Origin of the sequence: Sporosarcina sp. FSL W7-1349, assembly GCF_038003045.1 — a bacterium.
Classification (GTDB): Bacteria; Bacillota; Bacilli; order Bacillales_A; family Planococcaceae; genus Sporosarcina.
Genome location: NZ_JBBOOK010000001.1, coordinates 52562 through 79298 on the forward strand (window position 1 = coordinate 52562; position 26737 = coordinate 79298).

Below are 26737 nucleotides of genomic sequence, written 5' to 3' on the forward strand. Positions count from 1 at the left end.
ATATTCATCCGGCAGTGCCAAACGCTGCCGGCCTCCTAAAAAATCTAAAGAGAAAATAGGTGAACACGCATGACATCTGTAAAAGATCAAAAAGCATTGACTCATACGAAACAGAAAGACATCCTTCTTTACATCAACGGTGAATTCGTGCCAAGCGTCGACGGCGCAACGATTAAAAATATCAACCCGTTCACGAATGAACAGATCAACGAAGTCGCAGAAGGCCGCGCGGAAGATATTAACAAAGCGGTCGCAGCTGCAAGAGAGGCATTCGACAACGGTCCATGGCGGACTATGAAACTGGAAGAAAGACTTGCATGCATCTACCGAATCGCGGATCTGATTGATGAGCGTCTTCCGGAAATCGCATATTTGGAGTCTTTGGATACAGGTCTTCCAATCTCACAAACGCGTGCAATGGTAAGCCGTTCCGCAGAAAACTTCCGTTTCTACGCGCAAATGGTAAAAACTCGTCTAGTCGGTGATGCGTACCAAGTGGATGAAGAATTCATCAACTATACAATCCATAAACCGGTTGGGGTAGCAGGCTTGATCACTCCATGGAACGCGCCATTCATGCTGGAAACTTGGAAAGTTGCTCCGGCATTGGCAACAGGGAACACGGTTATCCTGAAACCAGCGGAATCCTCCCCGTTGACAGCGAATCTGCTGGCGGAAATCATCGACAAAGCTGAGTTGCCAAAAGGGGTATTCAACGTTGTCCACGGTTACGGAGAAACAGCGGGTGACGCACTCGTTCGCCACGAAGATGTCCAACTCATTTCCTTCACAGGGGAAACGACAACAGGCTCGACGATCATTAAAAACAGTGCGGACACATTGAAAAGCTGCTCGATGGAACTTGGCGGCAAATCGCCGATTATCGTGTTCGAAGACGCTGATTTCGACCGCGCACTCGATGCGGTTGTTTGGGGAATTTTCTCCTTCAACGGCGAGCGCTGCACAGCGAACTCCCGTCTCTTCGTACAAGAGTCGATCAAAGACAAGTTCGTCGATGCGTTGAAAGAGCGCGTCAAAAACATCCGCATCGGGGACCCGATGGACCCTGAAACAGAAGTCGGTGCATTGATCGATAAAGGGCATTGGAATAAAGTGAAGAGCTATTTAGAAATCGGAAAAGAAGAAGGTTGTGAAGTCTTCTCAGCGGAAATTCCAGAAGAGGTATCCAAAGGGAACTTCGTTGCGCCAACACTTTTGCTGAACGCGGACAACAGCATGCGCGTGGCTCAGGAAGAAATCTTCGGACCAGTCATGGCGGTCATGACATTCAAAGACGAAGAAGAAGCGATCAAATTGGCGAACGACATCAACTACGGTCTGGCTGGTTATGTCTGGACAAACGACATCAAGAAAGGCCACCGCGTGGCGCATGCAGTTGAGGCGGGTATGCTATGGGTCAACTCCCAAAACGTCCGCGACCTTCGTACACCATTCGGCGGATCCAAATCCTCCGGAATCGGACGCGAAGGCGGTCACTACGGATTCGATTTCTACACAGAACAGAAAATCGTCCATGTCTCCATCGCAGAGCACCGCATCCAGCAATTCGGGAAGAAATAAAAAGAACAGGCGACGGAAAGGGTGTCACTTTCCGCCGCCTGTTTTATTTGTACTTTTTCGTACCAGCTTTCGAAAGACTGATTTCGCGTCAAGAAGGGGTTCCCCGCTGTCGACTTGAGCTTCGGCCTCGCCAGTTTCTTGTAAAGCTCTGAACGTCCGATTTCACGCTTATAGGTATCCATACTCATCACAACTAAATCCCCGTATCCATTTTTGGTGATAAAAACCGGTTCATTCGTCCTGTGACATAGTTCGGAAATTTCAGTTGTATTTCTTAAATCTTTAATTGGTCTGATTTCAGGCATATGAACACCCTTTTTTCAATTCTTTGCATTTATTATATCATAATTAAGGCAGAGTTATGCTTTTGAATCAGGGAGAGATTCCCATCTGCAATGGTTGGGTATGATGACTGTGGTCTGCTACTTCAGAGTACGTTATACTAGGCTTCATATATGCAATCCATAGATTCGTATAAAACCAACCAAAGATTGGGCGTGAGCGGTTTGCTATCCATTCAGCGGATACTATTTTTCATGAATCAATACATGATCCAGTTGAAGAAGAGGTGGGCGACCCTGCTTCTTCTTTTATTATTGCCCGTCCTCCTGGTTGGGCTGGCGTTGCGGATTGTCGCGGGCTTGCTCGTACCGGAGGATGAGGCGGCGATCCGAGTGGCGCTTGTCGATGAAGACGGGACGAAAGAGTCGCAATTATTTTCGAAAGTGCTGGAAGAGACCGCGAGCGGGGATGCGTTACTGCAAATTGTGACGCTGCCTCGGGGAACGGCTGAGCAGTTCATCCATAATAACGAAATCAGTGCCTATTTTTCATTCCCTGAAGGGTTTACGGATGATCTGTATGAAGGTGTGTCCGTCACGCTGCCGATCATCGGCAACCCGGAACAGCCGATGGAAAGCCTGGTCGTCAAGGAATTGGTCGAAAGCATGTCCCGGCTGCTTGCCACGGCACAAGCGAATATCCTCACTATCAATACATATGCGAAACAAACCGACATGACCAAAGAGGAACGGTATGACCTCATGCTGAAACAGTTCATTGATTTCACGCTCTATACTTTAGGGAAGAATAAACTGCTCGACGAGGAAGTGCTGACAAATGCAGCGACCGCTTCGCCGACACAGTATTATCTGCTCGCCGGCTGGTTCATTTTGCTGACGATCTGGCTGCTCGTTTTTTATATTGTTACCGGCAAGGAAGAACATGCGACAATGCAGACCCGCATGCGGTTGATCGGTGTCACGTTGTGGCAGCGCCTGTTTGCGCGTGTCCTTCTATCGTTGCTCGGCGGTTGTTTGGCGGGGGGCGCTGCGTTTTTCATCGTCAAGAAGTACATTCCCCATGAACTGTTCATGCTCGATTACTTCCGACTTGGGCTGTATGTACTTCTATACGCACTGCTATTCCTAGTCGGCCTCGCGTTGCTCGACGTCTGGGTTTCCTCCCAGCGGAGTGCGTTGTTAATGCAGTCGCTATATGTCGTCGTTCTCATATTGGCGAGCGGGGCGTTTATTCCGACGGTGTATTTCCCGCAGGCCATTCAAGGGGCGCTTCCTCTTTTATTTTCCAATGAAAGTCTGAAGTGGATGATGGATATCGCGCTGGAAGAGCGGAATTATGCCAACTACACAAGCCTGTCTTTGTTAGCGGGTGTCGGATTGGCGGCGGTTTGGTTATCGAGTGCCGTGAAAGAGAGGTGGTCCGCATGAGGACGAATTGGATGCCTGTCCTCTTGTTCAGGCTGCGCAAGGAGTGGAAGGGGTCGGTTATCTGGCTGCTTTTTCCGATCCTTGCCACCATCCTCGTCGTGAGGACGGTCGGTGGGTGGATTGACGAAACGAAAGTACCGATTGCCTTGGTCGTAGAGGAAGAGAGCCCCATGTCCAGCCAGCTGGCGAATGAAATCCGGAATACCGAACTGTTCGATGTCCAATCGCTCGATCAGGGAGAAGCACTCCATAAGCTTGAGCAACACGAACTGGACAGTGTTTTCATCATCCGGAGAGGATATGAAGAAAGCATTTTGGACAATCAACGTAATGCGTTAATCGAAGCGTATTCCTCCAACCGTTCATTTGCTTATCCGGCGGTGGTGGAAACTATCACTTCTTTGGCCCAGCAGGACGCGGCCCGTTCGAAAGCGGCTTATGTCGTCAAGCATCTGTTTGCCGAGCAAGGAATGGTGGACGAGTGGAATTATGAGGAAGTCATTGAAAAAAGCAAGGAAAGGCAACAGAAAGAGGCATTGATCCAGACGACGTTCGCGTTTGCGGATGAGACAGGGAGTCAGGAAGAGTCCGATCGGGAGCTGATCAGCATTCAGGGGGTCTGGTCTTTATTCTCCATTATCGCGACGTTTTTCCTCTTCGATTGGATGTTGAAGGAAAATCGGCCGGCGATGCGAGCGAGGTGGCTATTCACGTCCGTGCCATTCCCGTATTACGCGGTCGGCATGCTTGTCGTCTATACGGCGATGTTGTTTGTGGTGGATCTTGTAAGTTTTATTGTCTTCAACGTCATATTCCCCGGAATGCTGAAAATGCCGAGTGTCATGGCGCTGTTCGCTTTCCGGCTCACCGTCAATTTACTGGCGCTCTTGCTAGCCGCGTTATTCCGACAGATGTTCCTATTTTATGTTGGAGGCATGGCCATTGCATTGGTGCTCGTCGTAACGGGGGGCGCCATCATTCCGATCCAAGCGGGTCGATCATTCGAAAGAGTCCACCCGGTTCAAGCGTTTCTGGCCGACTCGGTCCCGGCGGCTACGCTTATTCTACTCGCTGGACTGCTGGCGATATGGATCGGGAAGAGGAGGAAAGCATATGCTTGAAGTGATTGGGTTGAATAAAACATATAAAAAGAAGACCGTCTTGCACGATCTTTCATTTGAAATGCAGCCGGGAGAGATCGTCGGGCTCGTTGGGGAAAACGGGGCAGGGAAATCGACCTTGCTGAAAATCTTGGCGACCGCGCTTCCGGCAACGGCAGGAGAGGTTACGCTTGCCGGTGTGCCCTATCAAAATGGAAAGGGCATCCGTCCTAAAATCGGCTATGTCCCGCAAGAAATCGCGGTATGGGAAGAGTATACCGTCGAGCAGAATATGCGCTTCTTTGAGAAACTGTCGTGGAAACGGCGATCGCCGGAAGAATGCCGACAGCTTTGTCTCGACATGCAGCTGACCCATTGGAAAGAGCCGGTGCATTCGTTGTCGGGCGGGATGAAACGGAAATTGAATATGGCGATCAGCCTGCTTCATGATCCTATCCTGCTCTTGCTGGATGAACCGACTGTCGGCATTGATTTAAAATCGAAGACGGAAATCGGAACGTATTTACACGACCTCGCCAAACGCGAACGCAAGATGATTATGTACATATCCCATGACATGGACGAAATCGGCAATTTATGCGATCGAGTGTATTCGATCGGGGACGATCCGTTCTATACGGATTTATTGCGGAAGCGTGGAATTGTAGTTGAGGAATTAAAATAGTGCTCCGGCTCCTGAATGGGGGTCGGTTTTTTGATTTATTAACAAAGCATGAGGGAATGTAAGCAATAGGTAACGCAGGAACATACTGATGCAATGCCTCGTCTTATAGTTAAATAATAGAAATTTCTAAATGTAAGGAGGGGGCACTGATAAAGAAAATCGCATTATACATCCTCACCCCGATTCTTTCTTATTTAAGCGGATTTATTGCTTTCATTCTTGCTTATTTCATCAGATTGCAAGAATCCATCATGGGAGAGACGGTTTGGCTTCTGGTAGTCACTGGGATCGCTTTCCTCTTGATCTGTCTGCCCATCTACTTTTGGGTCATTCATTGGATTGATTCGAAATATGATACATTCAAAGGCTTGCTTTATCCTTTAGGTTGTATGCTCGTTTTCTTCATTCCCACACTGGCCATCAACTTGCGGTATGGAAGCATCAATCTGTTTTCTCCAGAATCAATGCTGTTCCATATCTTTTTCTTTGTCACTGGGGCTGTTTTCGGCCTTTGCCATTGGATGATCAAACAAGAGCGGTTTCCAAAGGTGCTTGCCTATACCTTGATAGCTTTCGGGATTCTGGCGGGCGTCGCTTGGCTGAGTCTGGAAAAATTCCATTCCTATGATACTCCGGAAAAGGCGTTTGCTGCCGCGGAAGGGGATGTCATAGACATTCCAGGATACTCCGATTTCTTTGGCCGGGAGTTGCGCTATTTCTTCGTCAAAGAAGGAGGTCTAGGAGTTGCCTATGCGGAACGGGCGCCGTTCGGTTGGAAAACAGAGGGGATTTCTTGGAGTGACCTTGAACCGCCAGCAAACTTGGCACGCTTTCACGAGTATGGCAGATACGGTGAGAACTTGATCTATGGCTTCGTCAAGCTGGATACCCTCGCGGATTATGCAGTGGCGATGGAGGGGACGGACTCCCATATCATCCACCCGCTGCTCCCGGAAGATATCAGTGAGGCATACCAGTTGCAGGACGTGTACATTTGGTATGTTTCGAAAGAAGAGCCGTTGAAAGAAGGGAAAGTCGAATTGGTCGACAAGCAAACCGGTGATGTGATCGATACGTTGGAGTTTTGATGGCAGGGGACCTTTCCCGGACAACTAACGTCCAGTTACGGAAAGGATGTATGGAAATGGGGAGTCGGTATGAAATCATGGAAATGGCTGGTCAGGTCCGGCCTCTTACTAGCCGCCTTGGGTCTGTTCCTATGGGCGTTGACTGGATATTGGATGGGGGAGGGACTGAAGGCGAAAGCGGACGGAAAAAACGAGGCGGCGATCGTTCTTGGTGCAAAAGTAAATGGGGAAGTGCCTTCCTTGTCATTGCGCTATCGGCTGGAAGCTGCACTCGCTTACGGCGAGGCTCATCCGCAGGTGAAGTTCATCCTCTCCGGAGGGCAAGGACCGGACGAGGCGATTTCAGAAGCGGAAGCGATGCGGCGATACCTTGTCGAGCATGGAATTGCGGAAGACCGGCTTTTATTGGAATCGATGTCCACTTCGACGTATGAAAATATCCGGAATTCGAAGGAGTTGCTTCCGGAAGGCGTGACTGCCGTCACCCTCATCACAAGCGATTATCACGTGGCGCGGGCGCGGAAAATTGCGGCGAATCTTGGCATGACTACGGATGCGGTGGCGGCAAAAACCCCTCAGATCGTGAAAGCGAAACTGAAGACAAGGGAGCGGCTTGCGCTGTTGAAGACTTATTTGATGGGGAAATGAAAAAGGGTTATGAAAAAAATTTAAAACGTAGTTGGAAAGTTGATTTACAAGTTGTCGTTCCCCCCATAAAGGGGCCATTTTGTTGCATGAGTTATTTGTAGAGGTTGTGAGTAATCTATATGAAATTTTATGATAAACCGATTAAAGCATATTTATATAATGATTTAAGTGCTGTTGAAGAACATGATGGCGAACTTATATATCTTTTTAAGGAGGGATACGTACTCAGTTCTTGGTGAGTTTCAATGCGAAAAATATGTCGGTGGAACAGCATGTATCATTTTTAATCAGGAATCTGTTATATCCGTCGGAAAAGGAATGCTACGATTTGTTGGCGAAGAGAGCATGTGAAGAAAATGCTTATCGTATTGTTTAGCTTTCAGGAATTAATAATATATTTTCCCTAGACGGGCCGGATTGTTGAATAACGTAGAAGGGGGACTAGTTATTAAACATGAAAAAAAGCAAAATGCCGGTGTGGTTGCTGTTTGTACTCGGTTTCGTTGTGGGAATTACGATTTTTGAAATCGTAATATATTTCTTTTTTTAGTGCCCTACCAGTTCAAAGCAGTCGGGCGTGTTAGGGGAAGTGATCGAATTCCACATGATGTCAAACAAAATAAAAGGGGAATGAGACATGATTGCTTGGCTAAATCTTGGTAGCCTTGTGCTTGGCATAATCGCTTGGATACTTCCATTTATTAATATAGCTAGGCATGATAAGCGTTCTTGGAATTGGGTTCCTTTTCCTTTATAAGCATGAGTGCTTGTTCTATTTCGTTGCTTTTGCAGATTTTCGGTTTCTATGAACGGGTTAAGGCTGAGGATTGGTCTGCTCTTATGGATACAGTCAGCGTTATCGCATCCGTTCCGGCAATCCTGCTTATCGGTACCATTCTATTGAATGCAATTACATTGTATATTTATCGTCACAGAACAGTCGAGTAGGGGGCAATTTTTGCTTTGGTAGGGATTAGCAGCCGTGTTCAGAGAAAAAAGAGAAACTTGCTGAGATTATTTGGTGATTGTTCCGTGGGCTGGGTATTAATTGTTGTCATTGATAAGGGGGGAACAAGATGGACTTATGGGTCGTCGTGAAAGAACGATATATGTTTCTTTCTATTTTTATGATAATTATACTTGCGTGCCTAATTTTACTGTTTGCTACTTGGAAAAATCGTTCTCATATGCCAAGAAATTTAGTTGGGGGAATAATGGTCTTATGTCCACTTATACTAATTTTGTCTTTAGTAGCATTAACTTTTGTAATTTCTTTTGGATATAATTCGTGAAATGAAAAATTAAACAATCGGGCGTTTTGCTTGAAAAGCGTTGAGCTGCTTATAACGGGTTCGGTTGACGGGGAGAAAAACACTGAAAACAAGGTAAACAGTAGTCCAATCAGCATAAAACTGTAAATTAGTAATAGAAATGGTACATAAAAAAGCTCAGAAATGAGTGTTTTTATGTATTATATTTGCAGAAGATTTGCGTGGTTTGTTCCACAATCGCCCCCTATAATGGAACAAGCATTTAAAATTCCTTTTTGCCCTATTTCTCCTAAAAGTTAACGATTCATCTCACGTTGCAGTATTTCAAAAAATAACGTTACATGATAGCCATCTACTGTTGCATGATGAACCTTAATATTCACTGGCATCAGCAACTGTGAACCAACTTTTTCGTACTTTCCACTGGTAATCATTGGTGTTAAATTATTTTTGATAGCTCCTGGTTGAGATGAAAAATGTTCAAAATGCATCCAAGGAATTGATGAAATATTCACCACGTTGGGTGGAACAGCTCCCATTGGTGCGATATCTGTTGTGTTTGCATAGTCTTTTATAAGTTTTTTGTACTCACAGTCAACTGATTTATAATCTGTTAATCTTTCCAACCATAAACTACAAAACAACTCTGTTTCTTGATTAAAGTTCGTGAACGTTGGCACTAATTCTTGCCATTCTACTAATTGCTGATCTTTGTGGGCATACCTCAAATTCGGAATCTTGTTAACCGATTTAGTCAAATTAAAAATGGAGTAAGCATAAAAACTTATAGATTCGTCTTTGCATTTTTTAATTATATTCAAAATTTGTTTTGCCTTTTATGATAAATAAAGCCTTAATAAGTCATTTTAAGCCACTTAAAATCAAAGTACGAAGTTAAAGGGGATTAAACGGTATCAATACTATCGGATTTTTAGACCTAATAACGAAGCAAATTGTATCGCTTGAGACGTTGATACTGTACATCCTTTTAAGTTCTCTATTGAAACAGTTAATGAATCAAAATCGGATGAGCTTATATCAATTCCTTTTAATGATGTCTCTTCAAAGCTCGCGCCATTAAGATTGCATGAAAGAAATTCTACTTTTTTAAGCTTACAGTCAAAAATGTCTGCACTTTCTAACGCAGCATCATCAAAAATCACCTTTTCGAGTTTCGAGTTACCTAACATAACCATATTAAGAATTGATTCTCTAAATATTGTATTACCGATATAAGACTCTGTTAAGTTACAGCCAAGTAACTTACAATTAAGAAACTCAACTCGATTCATGGATGCCTTACTCAAATTAGCATTGGATAAATCACAATTCTCAAGGCGCACATCGGTAAGATCAATGCGGCTAAAATCCGTATTTGTGAAATTACAATTCCTAATCACTGTTTTATTTATTAGCACTCGATCAAGTACTTCGTTGGCAAATTCTGAATCGGTAACCATACACATTTCAAATTCCGGATCTTCTTCGTAAAAAATATCTGTAAATCTTCTTTCCGTTAGATCTTCAGGGATCTTGGGTGTGTCAATCTTCATTGTATATCTACCTACTTTCAAACGAATTTAATTCATTTATAAACTCTCTAGATACAAAGATAAGGGAACTCACGTTCTTTTGCAAGGCTTGACTTTTATGCACTTTCTGATACATAGGAGTCATCCAGACGCATATCTAAACTGAAATTGTTTTGAGTTCTAAGAAATCCTCTTATTCATTTAAATGGCCCGTTTGTTGAATTGATTCATCGAGAAGATCTTTTAATTTATTTTAACATGGAAGGCATATAAATTTATGCGATGCCTTTAATACTTGCGCCAATTTATCAGTATAATGCGTACAATCATTCATTAACATTCGGGCCGGATTGTCGATCAACAAGTTAAGCATTATTCCATCTCGGGATAGATGCTTTTCTTTTTTTAATCCATCGGTTTATAAACGTGACGAATCTATAATAATTTGCGTCTAAGTATACAGAGAGGGAGGGAAAAGAGCCTTGGAACAAGTGGATGTAACAAATTGGTTTGATGAATACGGTGAATCAGTTTTGACGTACATACTTTTAATGGTGCGAGACTATCAACAAGCTGAGGATTTGACACAGGAAACCTTTATAAAAGCATACAGAAATCACGAACACTTTGAATACAAATCATCTGTGAAAACGTGGTTGTTTTCAATTGCACGAAATGTAACAAACGACTACTTTCGAAAAAAGCATCCGTTACGACATTATTTTGGTTTGACAATGGAAGAGAAAGATTATAAACCGATTCCTGAACAAATCGTTGAGATGAACTTTCAAAATGAACAATTATATAAAGCGATTCAGCAACTTAAACCTTCCTATAGGCATGTCATTATTTTGCGGAAGTTAAAAGAATTTTCAACGGAAGAAACAGCTCTCGTTTTGAATTGGTCAGAAAGTAAAGTGAAAATGACTTTAAAGCGAGCTCTGGAAAAATTAAAAATCGAAATGAGTAAAGGGGGAGTTACTAGTGAAATTCTTAGATGATCAATTACATGAATTGGAAACACAACTCAAGATGACGGACAAATCAAAAGAAGAACTTAGAAGTCGCATATTGTTGCATACAAGCAATACTAAAAGACGTCACGTAAAAAGTTTCATCTGGATTACTGTAGCGTGTATGCTAGTTCTCTTCACGTCGCCGTTTTATTCAACAACAGCTGCTAGTATTGTCGCTAGAATTTTACCGATTTCCATCATTCCTACTTTTTCAGATGGTCAGTATAACCCCGATTTAACGAATCAACTCTATAATTTAGTCGAAATGGAAGGCTATACAGCTAATTTTGTAGGCGTAACGCCATCACCCTATACAATTGAAGTTTCACTCATCTTGAAAGACTCTACTTTAAAACAAGCAACAGATGATCTGGATTCGAAGATCAGGGATTATCTCTATGAAAATGGCTATGATGAATTCAATCTAAAGATATCGGAAGCCGCTGAAGTACCACAAGATGACCGAAGGAATGAATTGAGCAGTCTGTATGACAAGGTAAGTGAGATTGTGAAGGACGTTTTCACGAAGTATGGATATGCTAGGGAAGCTGATTATGAATTAGCAGGCGTGAAAGAGACATGGTTTTCTAATATCGTCACGATCGATATGCCAGACCATATTCAAGAGTCAAACAAAATTATTGTGGATATTGAAAAAGAAATAAAATCACTGGATCTAAATATAAAGGATATTGAAGTAAATCTCTTTAACTTGGAACATCGTCAGCAAGATAATCGATGGGGGTATGTTGCATCTGATATATACGATGCAATGGCGGGAAAGTCGATGTATCAAGTAACCGGTATGTCTTATAAAATAAAGAATGGGGATGCTTACGTTTCCATTAAAACAGATTTGGAGAAACCACTTTCTGAAGAAGTAAATCAAGAAATTAAAACAGCGATACGGGTATACTTAGATTTACCAGAAACGAAAAAACAAATTAAGGACGACCATTTTACGATTCAACTTTTATTAAAAAACAAAAAACCATTTATAGAAATAACAGACTAAATATACAGCTTCGTTGTATTCTATGGGTATGTATGTCTTAGAGGAAGGAACGTACTAACGTGGGAATATGTATGGCCGAGAAGATGTAATTACGTCACATCAATTTCAAAGTTTAGAAATGGCGAGCGAGGAAATGTTTGCTTATGGGGATTAACGTTCCTCTTCACTTGTCATCCGATCTATATAGAACGAAACAAGCGCGTTCCGAATAAGGAATGCGCTTTTTCGTCGATCTCCCAATTTCAAATGAACTTTTTCACGGTATGATGACTCTTATAGGGGAGAGGTGAGGACGTGAAGGCCGTTTGGTTGGTGAAGAAGGCGAAAAAGGGGAATAAAGAGGCGTTGCTCCAACTCATTATGGAGCAGCAAGACGACTATTATCGACTTGCGCTCACCTATATGGGCAATCCCCATGATGCGATGGATGCCATGGAAGAGATGATCGTCAGCTTGTACGAAAAAATTGGGCAGTTGAAGAAAGAGGACGCTTTCTACAGTTGGAGCAAAACGATTCTTGTGAACCGCTGCAAACAGATGTTGAAGAAGCGGAACCGGGTCGTCCTCATGGAGGAATGGGAGGAAGGGGCGGCCACTTCCGATCCTTTTAGACAGAGCGAGGACCAAATGGATATCCGCCGGATGCTTGAGACTTTGAATGACTTTCAGAAAGAAGCGATTCAACTGAAGTACTTTCATGATTTGGATAATGAAACAATTGCCAACATGACGGAGGTTTCCATTGGGACGGTAAAATCAAGGATTTTCCAAGGGCTAAAGAAGCTGAGAGACCGATTTGGAGGTGAATTCCATGATTGATTTCGAGAAGCGTTTCCATGAAGAAGCGAAACGATTGAAAGCAATTCCAGCGCCGGAAGAACTGGAAGGGCGTTTACGGAATGCGCTTGATTCGGTGCCTGTCCGGAAGAGGAACAGGGTGCCGAGATGGGTTATGGCAGCGGCCGCTCTATTTTTCTTGTCTGCGATTGGATACCATTACAATGCGTTCGCCTATTACGGTAAAAAGATATTCGGGTTTGATGAACTGATGAGCAGCACGCTTTCTCAATTAAATGATGAAGGCATGGGCCAGGAAATCGGCAAAAAGATTGAACTCAAGGATGGAACGGAGTTTGTTGTGGAGGGCGTCATGTCGGATGCCAACCAGTTGCTCTTGTATTATACGATTTTGAATTCCTCGGAAGGCGAGGATATCCAATTTCCGAAAATTACGGGCCTGTTCACAGATTCCATGTTTTCAGCCGGCACCTCGATCTTCAATGAAAAGACGAATGAGCTCAAAGGGCAGCTGTCTTTTGATCCCGTCAATCCTTTTGCCAAAACATTGACATTGGAGTTTACGAAACCGACAGAAGGAAATGACATGATCGAAGCACAGATTTCATTTCCATATAATCCAAACGATGCGATGCAGACGTCAATCCAACAGCGGATCAATAAGACGCTGCAAGTGGACCAGGGAACGATCACCTTCAAGACGATCAAAGCGACTCCAATGACGACGGTCATTGAAGGAAAGCTGGATGTGAAGAATTTCGACCGCATTAACCTGCCCCTATACGGCGTTGAACTGAGGGCGAATGGCCATCCGGTGGAATTGCAAGGGACCGGAAGCAGTTCCAGCCTGGTTGGAAGGAAATTTGAGCTTCAGTATGACACTTTGCCGGAAAACATTGAAACACTTGAACTGGTGGTGAAGGATTTTGTCGGCTATGCGAAGGTGGACGCCTCCATTCTACTGCAGCCGTCCGGAATGGAGCCGGTTGAAATCGCTGGCAAGTTATTGAGCGTCCGGAACGTGGAGCAGACCGCAGACGGGTTGGAGATTACAATTGCCACCGACGAAGATGTCATGCTTGATGGCGTCACCGTTGAAGGGGAAGGTGTCACCGCCAACCTCATGACAACGGTCCGGCAAGTATACGAAGAACAGGAAGATGGGAGTCAGGTGAAAGTGCGGACGATGGTTTTCGACAGGCCGGTCATTCCCGAGACAATGCTCATTCAAGGTATTCATTACCGGAAAGCGTATGGCGATATAATTGTCATCCCGGTTAAGTGATTTAATTACACAGAAACAGCCCTCATCTGATAGAGACGAGGGTTGTTCGTGTGTGAAATTTAGCATTGTAAAATCAAGCCTTCGCCAGCAATCCTTCTATGGAATGAAAGCTCGGTTCCATCTTGTCGAACGTCGAAATATATTTGAATCCGATCGACTGGAACAGCTCAAGCGACTCGCGGAATTGGAAGGCGATGTCCTGCGGCTTGTGGGCATCCGACCCCAAAGTGAGGATTTCGCCGCCGCATTGCTTGTACAATTTTAAAATATCGTCGCTCGGCATCCCGTTCGGCAAGCCGTAGCGCACGCCCGATGTATTCAATTCGATTCCTTTGCCGTCCGGGATGATGACGTCGAAAATTTCTTTGATCACATCTAAATAGTCCCGGTCGACTTTCTCTTTCGCATAGCGCTTCATCAAATCGATATGCCCCAAAATGGAGTAGCGTTTGTAGTTCTTCACGCAATAGAGCAATTCATCATAATATGTCGTATACGCCTCTTCGGCAGACTTCTCATTGAAAATCTCGCCGAAATGCAAGTCCTTCTTATCGACGGTGTGCAGGGAGCAGATGACGAAGTCAAACTCTTCCTTGTCCATCAACTCTTCATACTGGTCGAGGATATGCGGCTGGACTCCGATCTCCACTCCTTTTTTGATGCGGATTTGCCCATCGAATTTCTGTTGCAGCCGAGAAATCGTATCTGCATATTCCTTCTTATTGAAATCAAAAATGTAATCCTTGTCCGGGTATTCGTAATCGATATGATCGGTGAAACAAATCTCGGACAATCCTTTCTCAATCGAACCCTGAATCATTTTCTCCATCGGAATTTCGCAATCCGCGGAAAATGAACTGTGCATATGATAATCAAACAATGAAAACATCTCCTTGATTTAAAATGACTATATGAAACAAACTAAAGAAACGAGCACAACTAACCGTTGCTTTCCGTTCCAAATTCATTTGCGACGAAAGCGGAGCGGCAGGAGCAGGCGGACGCTTTCCGCGGGGCGCGGGTGAGCCAATCGAACAGCGAAGGGTTCGATTTGCCTCAATTTCTGCGCACTTTGCAGAAATTAAGGCATCCTTCATTTCCCAACTACATGTTTTATGGGAACAAAGGCTGCCGCCAAACGCTTCGCTTTTTGGCGCAAAAGCCGTTCTTCGTAACGGCTTTTCCTGCGGGGTCTCACCATTCGCGCTTCACCCCGCAGGAGTCGCCGCCTTCCACTCCAAGCAGCTAGAGTCAAGTTCAAATCTTTTGTTCATCTTATATAGGTTGAAGTGCAAAACCAGTTAGCAGTATACACAAGATACATAGGTTTTAGTTGACAATTCTTTCAACTGGCTTTATAGTACTATATAACTTTAGTGTAGTAAAGTGATAAAGCGAATCACGGAAGGTGGTTGGAATGACTGTGTATTCCAAATTAATCTCGGACGAACATGAAAAATACGAACAAATCATTGAGACGATCAGCAAACGGTTCACTACATACGGCTATGAACGGATCAAAACATCGGCTTTTGAACAATACGATCTGTATTCCAAAGTGAATAGTTCCATCAATCAACTTGAAATGATCAAAGTGATTGATTATACAGGCGAGGTGCTCGTCCTGCGTCCTGATATCACTATTCCGGTCACGCAGGAACTGGCCCATACGATCGGCAATCTGTCCGACGAGCTGCGGTATTATTACGTACAGGAAGTGTTTCGCCAGCCATTTGAGCAACACGAAAAGATCGGACGTACTCAGGCAGGCATTGAGTATTTTTGCGAAAGTTCCCCCGAAGCGGATGCGGAAGTCATTGCGCTTGCATGCCATACGATGAAAGACTTGGGCTTCGCCGATATCAAAATCGAAATCGGTCATGCAGGGTTTTTCAATGAACTGGTAAGGAACCTTCCATTGAAACCACAGCAGATCAGCCAGCTTAAGACATTGATTCAGGCGAAAAATGTGGTGGAAATCGGGCCATTCATTCGGAATCTGGATATCGATGAAGCAGTGAAGCAGGCGATCGAACAAATTCCATTCCTTTATGGAAATCCGGCCAATGTCAGCGAGAAGGCAAAACAGCTTTCCTTGACGGGCAAGATGCAGGAAACGCTCGATTATTTGATGGACGTCTATAGTATATTAAAGATGTACGGTTTGGAACAGTATCTCGTCGTCGATTTAGGTCTCATCAATCACATGGATTATTATTCGGGCATCATTTTCCAAGGGTATGTCGGACGCCTAGGGAAACCGGTTCTAATGGGCGGCCGTTACGACCAATTGGGCAATGAATTCGGGGCGACCCTACCAGCTATCGGATTTGCTTGTGAAATCGAGTCGCTCGTGAAAGTCGTCCCTGATTCGGAACAGGGGACACGTTATCCGATCGATGTCAAAATCATCTACGGCAAGGAGCAAGTGGAGTTGGCTATCCAAATTGCTAATGAGCTTCGGGAACAATCGATCAAAGTGCTATCCGTGCCGACGGATAAAGGACAAAGCGAAAGCCGGCCAAGCGCTTATACGGTCTTTTTGCAACAGGATGGACATGAACTATGTGAAGGCGATAACCGCATTTCATTCGTAACGCCAGTAGAATTGCTGGAGTTGCTTGACGGCTTGAAGGGAGTTTCGTAATGGAATACTTAACAGTGGCAATGGCGAAAGGCCGTACAGCGGACCGGGCGATGAAATTTCTGGAGAAGGCGGATGTCCGTTTTTCCGAGTTTACCGATGAAAGTCGGAAATTGGTCATCTTTGACGACGAACAGAATATCAAATTGATCTTCGTCAAAGCGGTGGACGTCCCGACCTATGTAGAGAAAGGGGCGGCTGATGTCGGCATTGTCGGGAAGGATACGATTATGGAAGACCCCCGCGATGTCTACGAGTTGCTGGACCTCGGCTTCGGCAAGTGCAAATTGGCGGTTGCCGGTTTTCCGGGGAAGGAAATTAGCGGCGTGCCGTTTTTGACAGTCGCCTCGAAATATCCGAATGCGGCAAAAGAGTATTTCGACCGGAACGGTATTCGCACGGAAATGATCAAATTGAACGGGTCGATTGAACTTGCTCCATTGATCGGCATGGCGGATGTCATCGTTGATATCGTAGAGACCGGGACAACGTTGAAGGAAAACGGCTTGGTCGTTTTGGAAGAAATGGCGGATATCAGTGCACGATTGATTGTCAATAAAGCGAGTTACGCGACGAAAACGGAGCGCATCCAGCAATTCATCTCCGATTTGAAGATGGGATTGGAGGGCAATTCATGAAAATTGTATCTTGGCAGGAATTCGAAGGCGAAAAGCGGGATTCCGGTGAACAAGTTGATCTGGAATTCGACCGGGCAGTGCTTGCAATCATCGATCATGTGAGGGAAAACGGTGACCAGGCATTACGTGAGTACACGGAGCGTTTCGATCGTGTGGAGTTGAAGGATTTTACCGTATCGGAGGAAGAGTTCGCCGAAGCCCGCGAGCTTGTAGCGGATGATTTCGTTTCGGCGCTTCAAAATGCGAAACAGCGGATTGCTGCCTATCATGAAGTCCAAAAGGAGCGTTCGTGGTTCATTAATCAAGAGAACGGAGTCATGCTCGGGCAGAAAGTGACCCCTCTTGACAGTGTCGGCATTTATGTACCGGGAGGGAAAGCGGCGTATCCCTCGACGGTCTTGATGAATGCCATTCCTGCCAAAATTGCCGGAGTTGAACGTATTGCCATGGTAACGCCGCCGCAATCGGACGGCAAAGTGAATCCCCATGTACTTGCCGCAGCTGAACTTGCAGGAGTCGATGTGGTGTACAAGGTGGGCGGTGCCCAGGCGATCGCTGCGCTGGCCTACGGAACCGAGACCATTCAAAAAGTGGTGAAAATTACGGGTCCAGGGAATGCTTTCGTGGCCCGGGCGAAAAAATGGGTGTTCGGGGATGTTGCTATCGATATGATCGCAGGTCCAAGCGAAATCTGTGTCGTTGCGGACGATACGGCCAATCCCGTATATATAGCGGCGGATCTGCTTTCGCAAGCGGAGCACGATGAGCGGGCGGCTGCCATTTGCGTCACTACAAGCCGGCAGTTTGCGGAGAAGCTGGCACAGGAAGTGGACCGGCAATTGGCCGAGTTGGATCGCAAGGAGATTGCCGGAAAATCGATTACTGATTATGGCCGAATCGTCTTAGTCGATTCCTTGCAGGAAGCTTTTGATTTTGTAAATGAATTGGCTCCGGAGCATTTGCAGCTCATGATTGAAAATGCGAACGAGCAACTTCCTTATATTAAGCACGCAGGTGCAATCTTCCTCGGTAACTACTCCCCGGAAGCGTTGGGGGATTATATAGCGGGGCCCAACCATACGTTGCCGACGAGTGGGACAGCAGCCTTTTCCTCTCCGCTCGGTGTCTATGATTTCATGAAAAAATCAAGCATCATCCAGTTCTCCCAAGCAGCATTTGAGGAAGTGGCGGATGATATCATCACATTGGCGACAGCGGAACAGCTGACGGGACATGCCAATTCAATACGGGTTCGGAAGGTGGATCAGCATGAGAAGTAAAACGATTTCCCGCGAAACAGCGGAAACATCAATCAATATGCAATTTGCAATCGACGGCACCGGCAAGACGGTCATCAATACGGGTGTCGGCTTTCTCGACCATATGCTCACTTTATTCACAAAGCATGGCCGGTTTGACTTGGATGTCAAATGCAACGGCGATATTGAAGTGGACCAGCATCACTCGGTCGAGGACATCGGTATCGTGCTCGGCCAGGCCTTTAACGCGAGCATCGGGACGAAGGAAGGGATCGAGCGCTATGCGCAAGCCGCCGTTCCGATGGATGAAGCCCTTTCTACCGTCACCATCGACATCAGCGGCCGTTCCTTCCTCGTCTTCAATGTGGAAGGGATGAAAGACAAAGTCGGCAATTTCGATACGGAATTGGTGGAGGAATTCTTCCATGCGTTTACAAGCCATGCCAAGGTGACCTTACATATCAATTTGGACTATGGGAAAAACACGCACCATATCATCGAATCCATTTTCAAAGGATTCGGACGGGCCTTGCGCATGGCCAGCGCCGTCAATCCAGACGTCAAGGGGATTCCGTCTACGAAGGGTTTATTATAATTATAAAGAATGATCCGATGTTCGGCAGATGCTTTGTCATGGGCGATAAAGTTATTAGTTGATTGGAGCGGAGGGCGGCGACTCCAGCGGGATTAGCGAAGGCCGTTACAGAGAACGGCCTTTGCGCCAAAAAGCGTAGCGTTTTGCGGCACGGGATGCCTTAATTTCTGCAAAGTGCGCAGAAATACGGCAAATCGAACCCTTCGCAGTTCGATTGGCTCACCTCCCGCCCCGCGGAAAGCGTCCGCCCGCAGCGGAAATCAACGGTTTATCAGCGGTTATATTAAGGAGGAGCCAACGATGATTTTATTTCCAGCGATTGATATTCGGGGCGGAAAGTGTGTCCGTCTGATCCAAGGAGATTATGACCAGGAAGTGGTATATAACGACTCGCCAACGGATATGGCGAAAGAGTGGCAACGGCAAGGGGCCGAATTTATCCACGTCGTCGATCTGGACGGCGCGAAAACCGGGGACTCGCTGAACCGTGAAGCGATTGAAAAAATTGCGAAAGCCGTTCAAGTGCCCGTGCAAGTCGGGGGCGGCATCCGCTCAATGGAAATTGTCGATTCGCATATTGCGAACGGGGTGAGTCGGGTCATTATCGGCACAGCGGCCATTCAGGACAAACAGTTCTTGAAAGAGGCAGTGGAGAAATACGGAGCGAAAATTGCCGTCTCCATCGACGCGCGGAATGGATTCGTCGCAACGGACGGCTGGACGGAGACGAGCGAAGTGAAGGCGGTTGACTTGCTGGCGGAGCTTGTCGAAGTCGGCGTGGAAACAGTTGTCTATACCGATATCGCCAAGGACGGCATGTTGCAGGGGCCGAATTTCCAGGAACTAAAGGTTATGAACGACGCGTCCACCATTGACATCATCGCGTCCGGAGGCGTATCGACGGAAGAAGATATCCATAAGCTACGAGAAATGAATATGTATGGTGCCATTATCGGAAAGGCTTTATATGAAGGCAAACTATCCTTGGAGAAAGTACTGGAGGAGTCAAAATGACAACGAAGAAGATCATTGCCTGCCTAGATGTCGATAACCGCAAAGTCGTAAAAGGGAAAAAATTTCTGGACGTGCAAGAAGTGGCCGATCCGCTAACCTTGGCAAAACAATATGTTGCTGATGGGGTGGACGAGCTGGTGTTTTACGACATTTCCGCTTCGACGAAAAACCGTGGTATGTTCTTGGACTTGATTGAAGAAATTGCGAAAGAAGTACCCGTGCCATTTGTCGTCGGCGGCGGTATCCGGACGATCGAAGATGTGGAGAAAATCTTAAGCATCGGCGGCAATAAAGTGTCTATAAATAGCGCAGCTCTGAAAGATCCATCCATTATTGAAGAAGCTGCGAAGAAATTCGGCTCGGAACGTGTCATGTTGTCAATGGACGTCAGCGAAGTTGCGCCAGGCAAATGGAATGTGTTTGCAAAAGCGGGCATGGAAGACACGGGCATCGATGCGATCGAGTGGGCGAAGAAGGGCGAACAGCTCGGCGCCGGCGAACTCGTCGTAAACTGCATCGATCAGGACGGTGTCAAGGATGGCTATAACCTGGAATTGAACCGAGCGATGGCGGAAGCGGTCGATATTCCCATCATTGCGAGCGGCGGCGCCGGCAAGCCGGAACATTTCCGTGATGTATTGACGGAAGGGAAAGCCGACGTTGCCCTGGCCGCTTCAGTATTCCACTTCGGGGACATCAACATCCGCGAATTGAAAAACTACTTGGCTGAACAAAATATACCGGTTAGGAATGACTGACGATGACCTTTGATAGTAATTCTCTGAAATTTGATGAAAACGGATTGATTCCGGCAATTGTGCAGGACGAACAGTCGGGAAATGTCCTCATGCTTGCCTATATGAATAAAGAAGCGCTGCAGAAGACATTAGAAACGAAAGAAACTTGGTTCTTTAGCCGATCAAGACAGGAACTGTGGAATAAAGGCGCCACTTCGGGCAATAAACAGACGGTGAAACGGCTCTTCTTTGATTGTGATCAAGATACGATTTTGGTCCAAGTTGTTCCGCAAGGGCCTGCCTGCCATACGGGCGAGACCAGTTGCTTCTATACGACCGTCTTCGAAGACGAGCCGTCCATCCGTGAAGTGGTGTATGAAGTGGCAGACGAAATCCGTCAACGGAAAGACAACCCGGTGGAAGGGTCTTACACGACGTATCTATTCCGCGAGGGACTTGACAAAGTGTTGAAAAAGGTCGGAGAAGAGTCGACGGAAGTGGTAATCGGGGCGAAGAATCATGACAAGGAAGAAGTGACGAATGAGCTGGCTGATTTGGTGTACCACTCCCTCGTCATGATGGAAATTTTGGACGTGACAATTGAAGATGTGAAGACGATTTTGCGAAAGCGGCGTCCGAAAAAAGAAGTGCTGCGCAATGACTAAGTTTTGGAGCAGCATGGTAAAACGGACGGATCCGTATGTCCCTGGCGAGCAGATTAACCAGAAAGATATCATTAAGCTGAACACGAATGAAAATCCATATCCGCCAAGTCCGAACGTGCTAGCCGCAATCCAGGCGGAAATGCAGGAGACATTGCAGTTGTATCCTTCCCCGACAGCGGACGGACTGCGGGAAGCGATTGCCAACCAAAATGGCATTTCAAAAGAGGAAGTGTTTGTCGGAAACGGGTCTGATGAAGTATTGGCCTTCTCGTTCATGGCGTTTTTCGAGCCCGGGAAAGTCATCCGGTTCCCGGACATCTCGTACAGTTTTTATCCGGTCTATGCAAAGATTTTCGATATTACGTTTGAAGAAGTACCGGTAAACGAAGATTTCACTTTGCCGATCGAGCAGTTTTACGGGGCGGAGGGCGGTGTCATTTTGCCGAATCCGAATGCGCCTACGAGCTTGTATGCGGCACTGGAAGATATTGAACAAATCGTTCAGAACAATCCTGATCGGGTCGTCATCATCGACGAAGCATATATCGATTTCGCGACGGAATCCGCGGTCGGATTGATTCGGAAATATGATAATCTGCTCGTCGTCCAGACGACATCCAAATCCCGTTCACTGGCGGGATTGCGTGTCGGATTTGCAATGGGGAATCCATCTCTGATTGAAGCGCTGATCCGGATCAAGGATTCATTCAATTCGTATACGATCGACCGGTTGGCGATGGTGGGAGCGACGGCGGCTTTTGAAGACGTGACGTACTTCGAAGAAACGGTCGGGAAAATCGTGGCGACTCGGGAAAAGACAGCACGCGCACTCGGACAGCTCGGCTTTACCGTCCTGCCATCCCAGGCAAACTTCGTGTTCGCTCGCCATGAGACCGTAGCAGCAGAAACACTCTACAACCAGTTGAAAGAAGCCGGCATCCTCGTCCGGTATTTCAATAAACCGCAGATCGACAACTATTTGCGCATCACAATCGGAACAGATGCACAAATGGAAAAGTTGATGGAAGCGATAAGACAGTTGATTTGAATTAAACTGAATCAAACAAAAGTAGCCAGACAGTGATTTTAGCTGTCTGGCTTATTCCTCATTCCCCTTCAACATTTCTGGTTCGTTTGACCTGCTGTATAAATGGGTATAATAGTCATGAAGGGGGAATTTGCATGTTAGATCAAGCTGAGGTGAAGATATTGAAAGCAGAAATACAAAAGTTGGAAAGAGATAGCGAAAAATGTCCCGAGGCTTTAAAGCCTTTGATTATAGAAGATATCGATTTATTACGAAAGGCGATAAGTTTGATTAAATGAAACACTATCCTATACAACGTTTTACGATAATTGTATAATGACCAATAAGTTTTTCTATGCAATCATTTTCCGAGTTGGAAGTTTATGTTACATTTGATAGATGATAACCGAGGCATTTCGGTATTATTTCGTACTGTTTGGATCTTACCTGCCCCCTTATCCTCTGAGAGCCTCCGTTTTCCACTTCAAACACCTACAATCCAATTAACCTAGTAAGCAACGATGTTTCCTATAGAAGGAGGAAATCCCATGGAAAGTGTATGCAAAGGGATATCGGGTGGGATGTATAGTTCATTGATCGTCCATAATCCAGATCCTATATTCCTTTTGGATCATATCGGTAACATAGTAGATGTCAACTTGGCGGTCGTGGATGTATTCGGGTATTCAACTGCTGAATTAAAAGAATTTTCCTATCAGGATATCGTGACTCCAAAATTTGTTTCCGAGCTGCAGCATTCGCTTTGTAAAACACTGCAGGGAGAATCTTGTTCCTATCATGTGAGTGCTTATCGCAAGAATGGCGAGATTCTTCATTTGGATGTGAAAAATATACCAATATTCGACGACTATCAAAAACTGATTAACGTCATGATCGTTACAAAAGATATAACGGATCTTGTACAAACTAAGGCAGCCTTACAAGAAACTTCTGAGAGATTGCACTCCATCTATGATTCTTCCGCAGACGCCATGGATATTATAGACTTGAATGGCAACGTCCAGAAAGTCAATAAAGCATTCGAGGAAATGTATGGGTGGAAGGCTGAAGAAATCATAGGCAAACCGATGCCGACCATACTGAATGATCGTTTGGAAATGGTGCAAACAGAGCGCAAGAAAGTTATGAATCATCAATATATTAAAGGGTTGGAAGTGGAATGCCTCCGCAAAGACGGTTCCCGCATTCCAGTTAGTATAACAATTTCTCCTCTGCGCGATGAACAAGGAAATGTCATTGCTTTTGCTGGGATTTCCCGGGATATGTCCGAGCGGAAAAAATGGGAGGAGGAGTTGATACGAAGCGAAGAAAAGTATCGTTTGATTGCTGAAAATATGACCGATCTGGTGACAGTCGTGGATGAAAACGGGGTCATTACGTATGCCTCACCCTCCACGGCTCCTGTTTTAGGTTTTTCGCCGGAAGAGTATGTAGGAATACAGGCTTTCAGCAAGGCGCATCCAGAAGATTATCCAAGTGTGGATCAGAAGGTGATGGCTTTATTCCAAACGAAAGATTCTTGTGAGATGGAGTTCCGGTATCAGCATAATACAAAAGATTGGATTTGGCTTGAAGCGAAGGGTACCTATTTCATAGATGAAAAACAGGGGCAAGGCTTTGCCTTATTTGTCTCACGCGTAATAGAGGAAAAAAAGAGGCTACGGGAAAAGTTGAAGATGATGGCTTTTCATGACGAGTTGACGGGATTGCCGAATCGGAGATTATTTCGAGCGCAAGTGCTCCAATCTCTAGCAGAGGCCAAAAGCAATCGCGAAACATGCGCATTGCTCTATATGGATATCGATCGGTTTAAATGGGTGAACGACCACTTGGGCCATTCGGTCGGCGATGAGCTATTGAAACAGTTTGCGGGAAGAGTGCGCAGCGTGCTCCGTGAGAGTGATATTTTTGCTCGTCAGGGCGGCGATGAGTTTTTAGTATTTTTGCCAAACGTTGATGAAGAGGAAGTAAAAGCAACTGCTAGCCGAATAGTTGAGAGTTTAAGGGACGAGTGGGTAATCGGGGAACATTCGTTTACAACAACCTCGAGCATCGGCATTTCCTTTTTTCCGAGAGATGGATCGAACTTGGATGAGTTATTGACACAGGCGGATCGGGCATTGTATCGGGCGAAAGAAAATGGGCGCAATCATTGTATGTTTTATTCGTGAAACGTCATTTTGATTGGCTCGTATATTAAAAAAGAGAGCTAACTGCTTGGGAAGCGACTCTGCTATACTGAAAAAAACGGGACTGTCCGTTTCGGGGCAGCACATCGTTTCTCTGAATTTGTGCATACTCATATGGAGGCGGGGAATTTGAAAGTATCAAAAGGGTTAGATGTGTTATTGATGGCATTTGTTGTATATTTGGCAGTTGTACGCTTCCGGGAAGGGATGATGGGAAGCGGTACTTTATTCACCGTGTTGGCGATCGTTTACTTGGCCACATTCATTGTGAGAATAAAAAATGAGAGAAGACAGACTGGCGACAAGTGAGTGTCTGCTGCGTAGCCAGCTTGCAATGGTTGTTCCCTTTTCATGTTTGTTGTAGTATAATATTTGAATGGCAATTTTTGAAATGAGGAATACTAAATGAAAAAATCGATATATGGATTGACGCTTGATCAATTGACCGAGTGGCTTGTAGAGCATGGACAGAAAAAATTCCGGGCCGCTCAAGTGTGGGATTGGCTTTATAAAAAGCGCATTACGGATTTTGCGGATATGAAAAACATCAATAAAGACTGCATCCAATTGTTGGACGAGCATTTTGTCATTGAGACGCTGGAATTGGCTGTCAAACAGGAGTCGGCTGACGGAACGATCAAGTTTCTATTTAAAATGCAGGATGGCAACTTGATTGAAACAGTTCTGATGACATTCCCGTATGGCCATTCCGTTTGTGTTACGACACAAGTCGGCTGCAACATTGGCTGCAGTTTCTGCGCGAGCGGTTTATTGAAGAAGAATCGCGATCTGGATGCCGGGGAAATCGTTGGACAGATCATGAAAGTTCAGCAGCATCTTGACACCAAAGATAACGACGAACGCGTCAGCCATATCGTCGTCATGGGAATCGGTGAACCGTTTGATAACTATACGAACCTGATGAATTTCCTTCGGGTCGTTAACGATCAAAAAGGACTTTCCATCGGGGCTCGTCATATCACCGTTTCAACGAGCGGTCTGACGCCGAAAATTCGGGAGTTCGCGAATGAAAACATCCAGATCAATCTGGCCGTTTCGCTGCACGCGCCGAATAATGACTTGCGCACTCGCATCATGAAGATCAACAAAGCCTACCCGATCGAGAAGCTCATGGAAGCAATCGATTATTATTTAGAAACAACGAATCGGCGGATCACATTCGAATACATCCTGCTGCAAGACGTCAATGATCATGTCGCGGAAGCCCAGCAATTGGCCAAGCTGTTGGAGAACAAGCGTCATCTGTCGTATGTCAACCTGATTCCCTATAACCCGGTCGACGAACACGGGCAATACAAGCGCAGTAAACCGGAAGCAATTAAAGCGTTTTACGAAACGTTGAAGAAGAAAGGGATTAACTGCGGCGTCCGGCTGGAGCAAGGCACCGACATCGACGCGGCATGCGGCCAGTTGAGAAGTAAGCAAATTAAGAAAGAAAAAGTGAAATAATATCGTTTCTGGGCGTTTTAACAAATTGAACCCGTGGATGAGCTCTGAATTGTATCGGAGTTTGTCCACGGGTTTTTCGTGTGGTGTCGGTTCCGGGAATTGTCATGGGAAAATGCGAACTGTCATGGCAATTTCCAAAACTGTAAGGGCAATCAAGGAAACTGTCATGTCCCGCCGAAACTGTCATGGCAAAATCTCGAACTGTCATGGCAATTCCCGGAACTGTAAGGGCAATCGAAGGAATTGTCATGCCTCGCTGAAACTGTTATGGCAAAACCCCGGACTGTCATGGCAATTCTCCAAACTGTAAGGGCAACCGAGGAAACTGTCATGGCTCGTAGAAACTGTCATGGCAAAACCTCGAACTGTCATGGCGATTCCCGAAACTGTGAGGGCAATCGAGGAAACTGTCATGGCTCGTAGAAACTGTCATGGCAAACGTCCGAACTGTCATGGCGATTCCCAGAACTGTGAGGGCAATCGAGGAAACTGTCATGGCAAACGTCCGAACTATCATGGCAAATCCCCAAACTGTCATGGCCATTTCATGAACTGTAAGGGCAATGGCGCAAACTGTCCTGTCTCGCTCCAACCGTCATGTGAAAAGTCTAAATTATAAAGACATTCGAGCAAACTCGCATCCACTTTTCTCCCGCATCGACCATATAGAAAACTTCCCCAACCGACTTAATTTCCAAACAAAAAACTGTAGCCAAACCCGTCAAGATT

General features: G+C 45.6%; 26 protein-coding genes. 23 read left to right on the forward strand and 3 right to left on the reverse strand.

Annotated features, from left to right (window positions below):
- Positions 1-69 precede the first annotated feature (69 nt).
- The 6 genes from hpaE (at position 70) to MKY41_RS00315 (ending at position 6832) form a co-directional block, all read left to right on the forward strand.
- The gene (gene hpaE, locus MKY41_RS00290) at positions 70-1581 is read left to right on the forward strand and encodes a 5-carboxymethyl-2-hydroxymuconate semialdehyde dehydrogenase (protein ID WP_340743153.1); all 1512 of its coding nucleotides are present in this window, start codon (positions 70-72) and stop codon (positions 1579-1581) included.
- A gap of 536 nt (positions 1582-2117) precedes the next feature.
- On the forward strand, positions 2118-3311 hold the full coding sequence (locus MKY41_RS00295; protein ID WP_340743154.1) for an ABC transporter permease: 1194 nt from the start codon (positions 2118-2120) through the stop codon (positions 3309-3311).
- On the forward strand, positions 3308-4432 hold the full coding sequence (locus MKY41_RS00300; RefSeq protein WP_340743155.1) for an ABC transporter permease: 1125 nt from the start codon (positions 3308-3310) through the stop codon (positions 4430-4432). The genes MKY41_RS00295 and MKY41_RS00300 overlap by 4 nt, the downstream gene beginning before the upstream one ends.
- Positions 4425-5096 carry an ABC transporter ATP-binding protein gene (locus tag MKY41_RS00305; RefSeq protein WP_340743156.1) on the forward strand — a complete coding sequence of 224 codons (672 nt, stop codon included), beginning with the start codon at positions 4425-4427 and terminating at the stop codon, positions 5094-5096. Before MKY41_RS00300 ends, MKY41_RS00305 begins: the two co-directional genes overlap by 8 nt.
- 251 nt (positions 5097-5347) lie before the next feature.
- Positions 5348-6184, forward strand: a complete 837-nt coding sequence (locus MKY41_RS00310; RefSeq protein WP_340743157.1) for a hypothetical protein — start codon at positions 5348-5350, stop codon at positions 6182-6184.
- Between the two features lie 69 nt (positions 6185-6253).
- A complete protein-coding gene (locus MKY41_RS00315) occupies positions 6254-6832 on the forward strand; it encodes a YdcF family protein (protein ID WP_340743158.1) in 579 nt (192 codons plus the stop codon).
- A 1567-nt stretch (positions 6833-8399) separates the two neighbouring features.
- Here the strand turns inward: MKY41_RS00315 and MKY41_RS00320 are convergent.
- Positions 8400-8924, reverse strand: coding sequence for a CatA-like O-acetyltransferase (locus tag MKY41_RS00320; protein ID WP_340743159.1), 525 nt, complete (start codon positions 8922-8924; stop codon positions 8400-8402).
- Between the two features lie 99 nt (positions 8925-9023).
- Positions 9024-9656 carry a pentapeptide repeat-containing protein gene (locus tag MKY41_RS00325; protein WP_340743160.1) on the reverse strand — a complete coding sequence of 211 codons (633 nt, stop codon included), beginning with the start codon at positions 9654-9656 and terminating at the stop codon, positions 9024-9026.
- A gap of 470 nt (positions 9657-10126) precedes the next feature.
- On the opposite strand from MKY41_RS00325, the gene MKY41_RS00330 reads away from it, so the two are divergent.
- From MKY41_RS00330 to MKY41_RS00345, 4 genes are all read left to right on the forward strand, one after another.
- Positions 10127-10636 (forward strand): RNA polymerase sigma factor, encoded by a 510-nt coding sequence (locus MKY41_RS00330; RefSeq protein ID WP_340745592.1) that lies wholly within the window; start codon positions 10127-10129, stop codon positions 10634-10636.
- Positions 10620-11666 carry a DUF4030 domain-containing protein gene (locus MKY41_RS00335; RefSeq protein ID WP_340743161.1) on the forward strand — a complete coding sequence of 349 codons (1047 nt, stop codon included), beginning with the start codon at positions 10620-10622 and terminating at the stop codon, positions 11664-11666. Before MKY41_RS00330 ends, MKY41_RS00335 begins: the two co-directional genes overlap by 17 nt.
- A 294-nt stretch (positions 11667-11960) precedes the next feature.
- Positions 11961-12485 (forward strand): RNA polymerase sigma factor, encoded by a 525-nt coding sequence (locus tag MKY41_RS00340; RefSeq protein ID WP_340743162.1) that lies wholly within the window; start codon positions 11961-11963, stop codon positions 12483-12485.
- On the forward strand, positions 12478-13749 hold the full coding sequence (locus MKY41_RS00345) for a DUF4179 domain-containing protein (protein WP_340743163.1): 1272 nt from the start codon (positions 12478-12480) through the stop codon (positions 13747-13749). The genes MKY41_RS00340 and MKY41_RS00345 overlap by 8 nt, the downstream gene beginning before the upstream one ends.
- A 73-nt stretch (positions 13750-13822) precedes the next feature.
- On the opposite strand, the gene MKY41_RS00350 is transcribed toward MKY41_RS00345, so the two are convergent.
- Positions 13823-14629, reverse strand: coding sequence for a histidinol-phosphatase HisJ family protein (locus tag MKY41_RS00350; protein WP_340743164.1), 807 nt, complete (start codon positions 14627-14629; stop codon positions 13823-13825).
- A 537-nt stretch (positions 14630-15166) separates the two neighbouring features.
- Here MKY41_RS00350 and hisZ point away from each other — a divergent pair.
- From hisZ to MKY41_RS00415, 13 genes are all read left to right on the forward strand, one after another.
- Positions 15167-16396 (forward strand): ATP phosphoribosyltransferase regulatory subunit, encoded by a 1230-nt coding sequence (gene hisZ / locus MKY41_RS00355; protein ID WP_340743165.1) that lies wholly within the window; start codon positions 15167-15169, stop codon positions 16394-16396.
- Complete coding sequence (gene hisG / locus MKY41_RS00360) at positions 16396-17031, forward strand: ATP phosphoribosyltransferase (protein ID WP_340743166.1); 636 nt, start codon at positions 16396-16398, stop codon at positions 17029-17031. Before hisZ ends, hisG begins: the two co-directional genes overlap by 1 nt.
- Positions 17028-18311 (forward strand): histidinol dehydrogenase, encoded by a 1284-nt coding sequence (gene hisD / locus MKY41_RS00365; RefSeq protein ID WP_340743167.1) that lies wholly within the window; start codon positions 17028-17030, stop codon positions 18309-18311. Before hisG ends, hisD begins: the two co-directional genes overlap by 4 nt.
- Positions 18301-18885 (forward strand): imidazoleglycerol-phosphate dehydratase HisB, encoded by a 585-nt coding sequence (hisB, locus tag MKY41_RS00370; protein WP_340743168.1) that lies wholly within the window; start codon positions 18301-18303, stop codon positions 18883-18885. Before hisD ends, hisB begins: the two co-directional genes overlap by 11 nt.
- 300 nt (positions 18886-19185) lie before the next feature.
- Positions 19186-19899, forward strand: coding sequence for a 1-(5-phosphoribosyl)-5-[(5-phosphoribosylamino)methylideneamino]imidazole-4-carboxamide isomerase (gene hisA, locus MKY41_RS00375; RefSeq protein WP_340743169.1), 714 nt, complete (start codon positions 19186-19188; stop codon positions 19897-19899).
- A complete protein-coding gene (gene hisF / locus MKY41_RS00380) occupies positions 19896-20657 on the forward strand; it encodes an imidazole glycerol phosphate synthase subunit HisF (protein ID WP_340743170.1) in 762 nt (253 codons plus the stop codon). Before hisA ends, hisF begins: the two co-directional genes overlap by 4 nt.
- 2 nt (positions 20658-20659) lie before the next feature.
- Positions 20660-21301, forward strand: coding sequence for a bifunctional phosphoribosyl-AMP cyclohydrolase/phosphoribosyl-ATP diphosphatase HisIE (gene hisIE, locus MKY41_RS00385; RefSeq protein ID WP_340743171.1), 642 nt, complete (start codon positions 20660-20662; stop codon positions 21299-21301).
- Positions 21294-22349 carry a histidinol-phosphate transaminase gene (gene hisC, locus MKY41_RS00390; protein WP_340743172.1) on the forward strand — a complete coding sequence of 352 codons (1056 nt, stop codon included), beginning with the start codon at positions 21294-21296 and terminating at the stop codon, positions 22347-22349. Before hisIE ends, hisC begins: the two co-directional genes overlap by 8 nt.
- 134 nt (positions 22350-22483) lie before the next feature.
- Positions 22484-22627, forward strand: a complete 144-nt coding sequence (locus MKY41_RS00395) for a hypothetical protein (protein WP_340743173.1) — start codon at positions 22484-22486, stop codon at positions 22625-22627.
- Between the two features lie 249 nt (positions 22628-22876).
- Positions 22877-24520 carry a sensor domain-containing protein gene (locus MKY41_RS00400; RefSeq protein ID WP_340743174.1) on the forward strand — a complete coding sequence of 548 codons (1644 nt, stop codon included), beginning with the start codon at positions 22877-22879 and terminating at the stop codon, positions 24518-24520.
- A gap of 147 nt (positions 24521-24667) precedes the next feature.
- Positions 24668-24847 carry a hypothetical protein gene (locus MKY41_RS00405; RefSeq protein ID WP_340743175.1) on the forward strand — a complete coding sequence of 60 codons (180 nt, stop codon included), beginning with the start codon at positions 24668-24670 and terminating at the stop codon, positions 24845-24847.
- Positions 24848-24943: 96 nt separating this feature from the next.
- On the forward strand, positions 24944-26008 hold the full coding sequence (gene rlmN, locus MKY41_RS00410) for a 23S rRNA (adenine(2503)-C(2))-methyltransferase RlmN (protein WP_340743176.1): 1065 nt from the start codon (positions 24944-24946) through the stop codon (positions 26006-26008).
- A gap of 349 nt (positions 26009-26357) precedes the next feature.
- A complete protein-coding gene (locus MKY41_RS00415) occupies positions 26358-26627 on the forward strand; it encodes a hypothetical protein (RefSeq protein WP_340743177.1) in 270 nt (89 codons plus the stop codon).
- Positions 26628-26737: the final 110 nt, after the last annotated feature.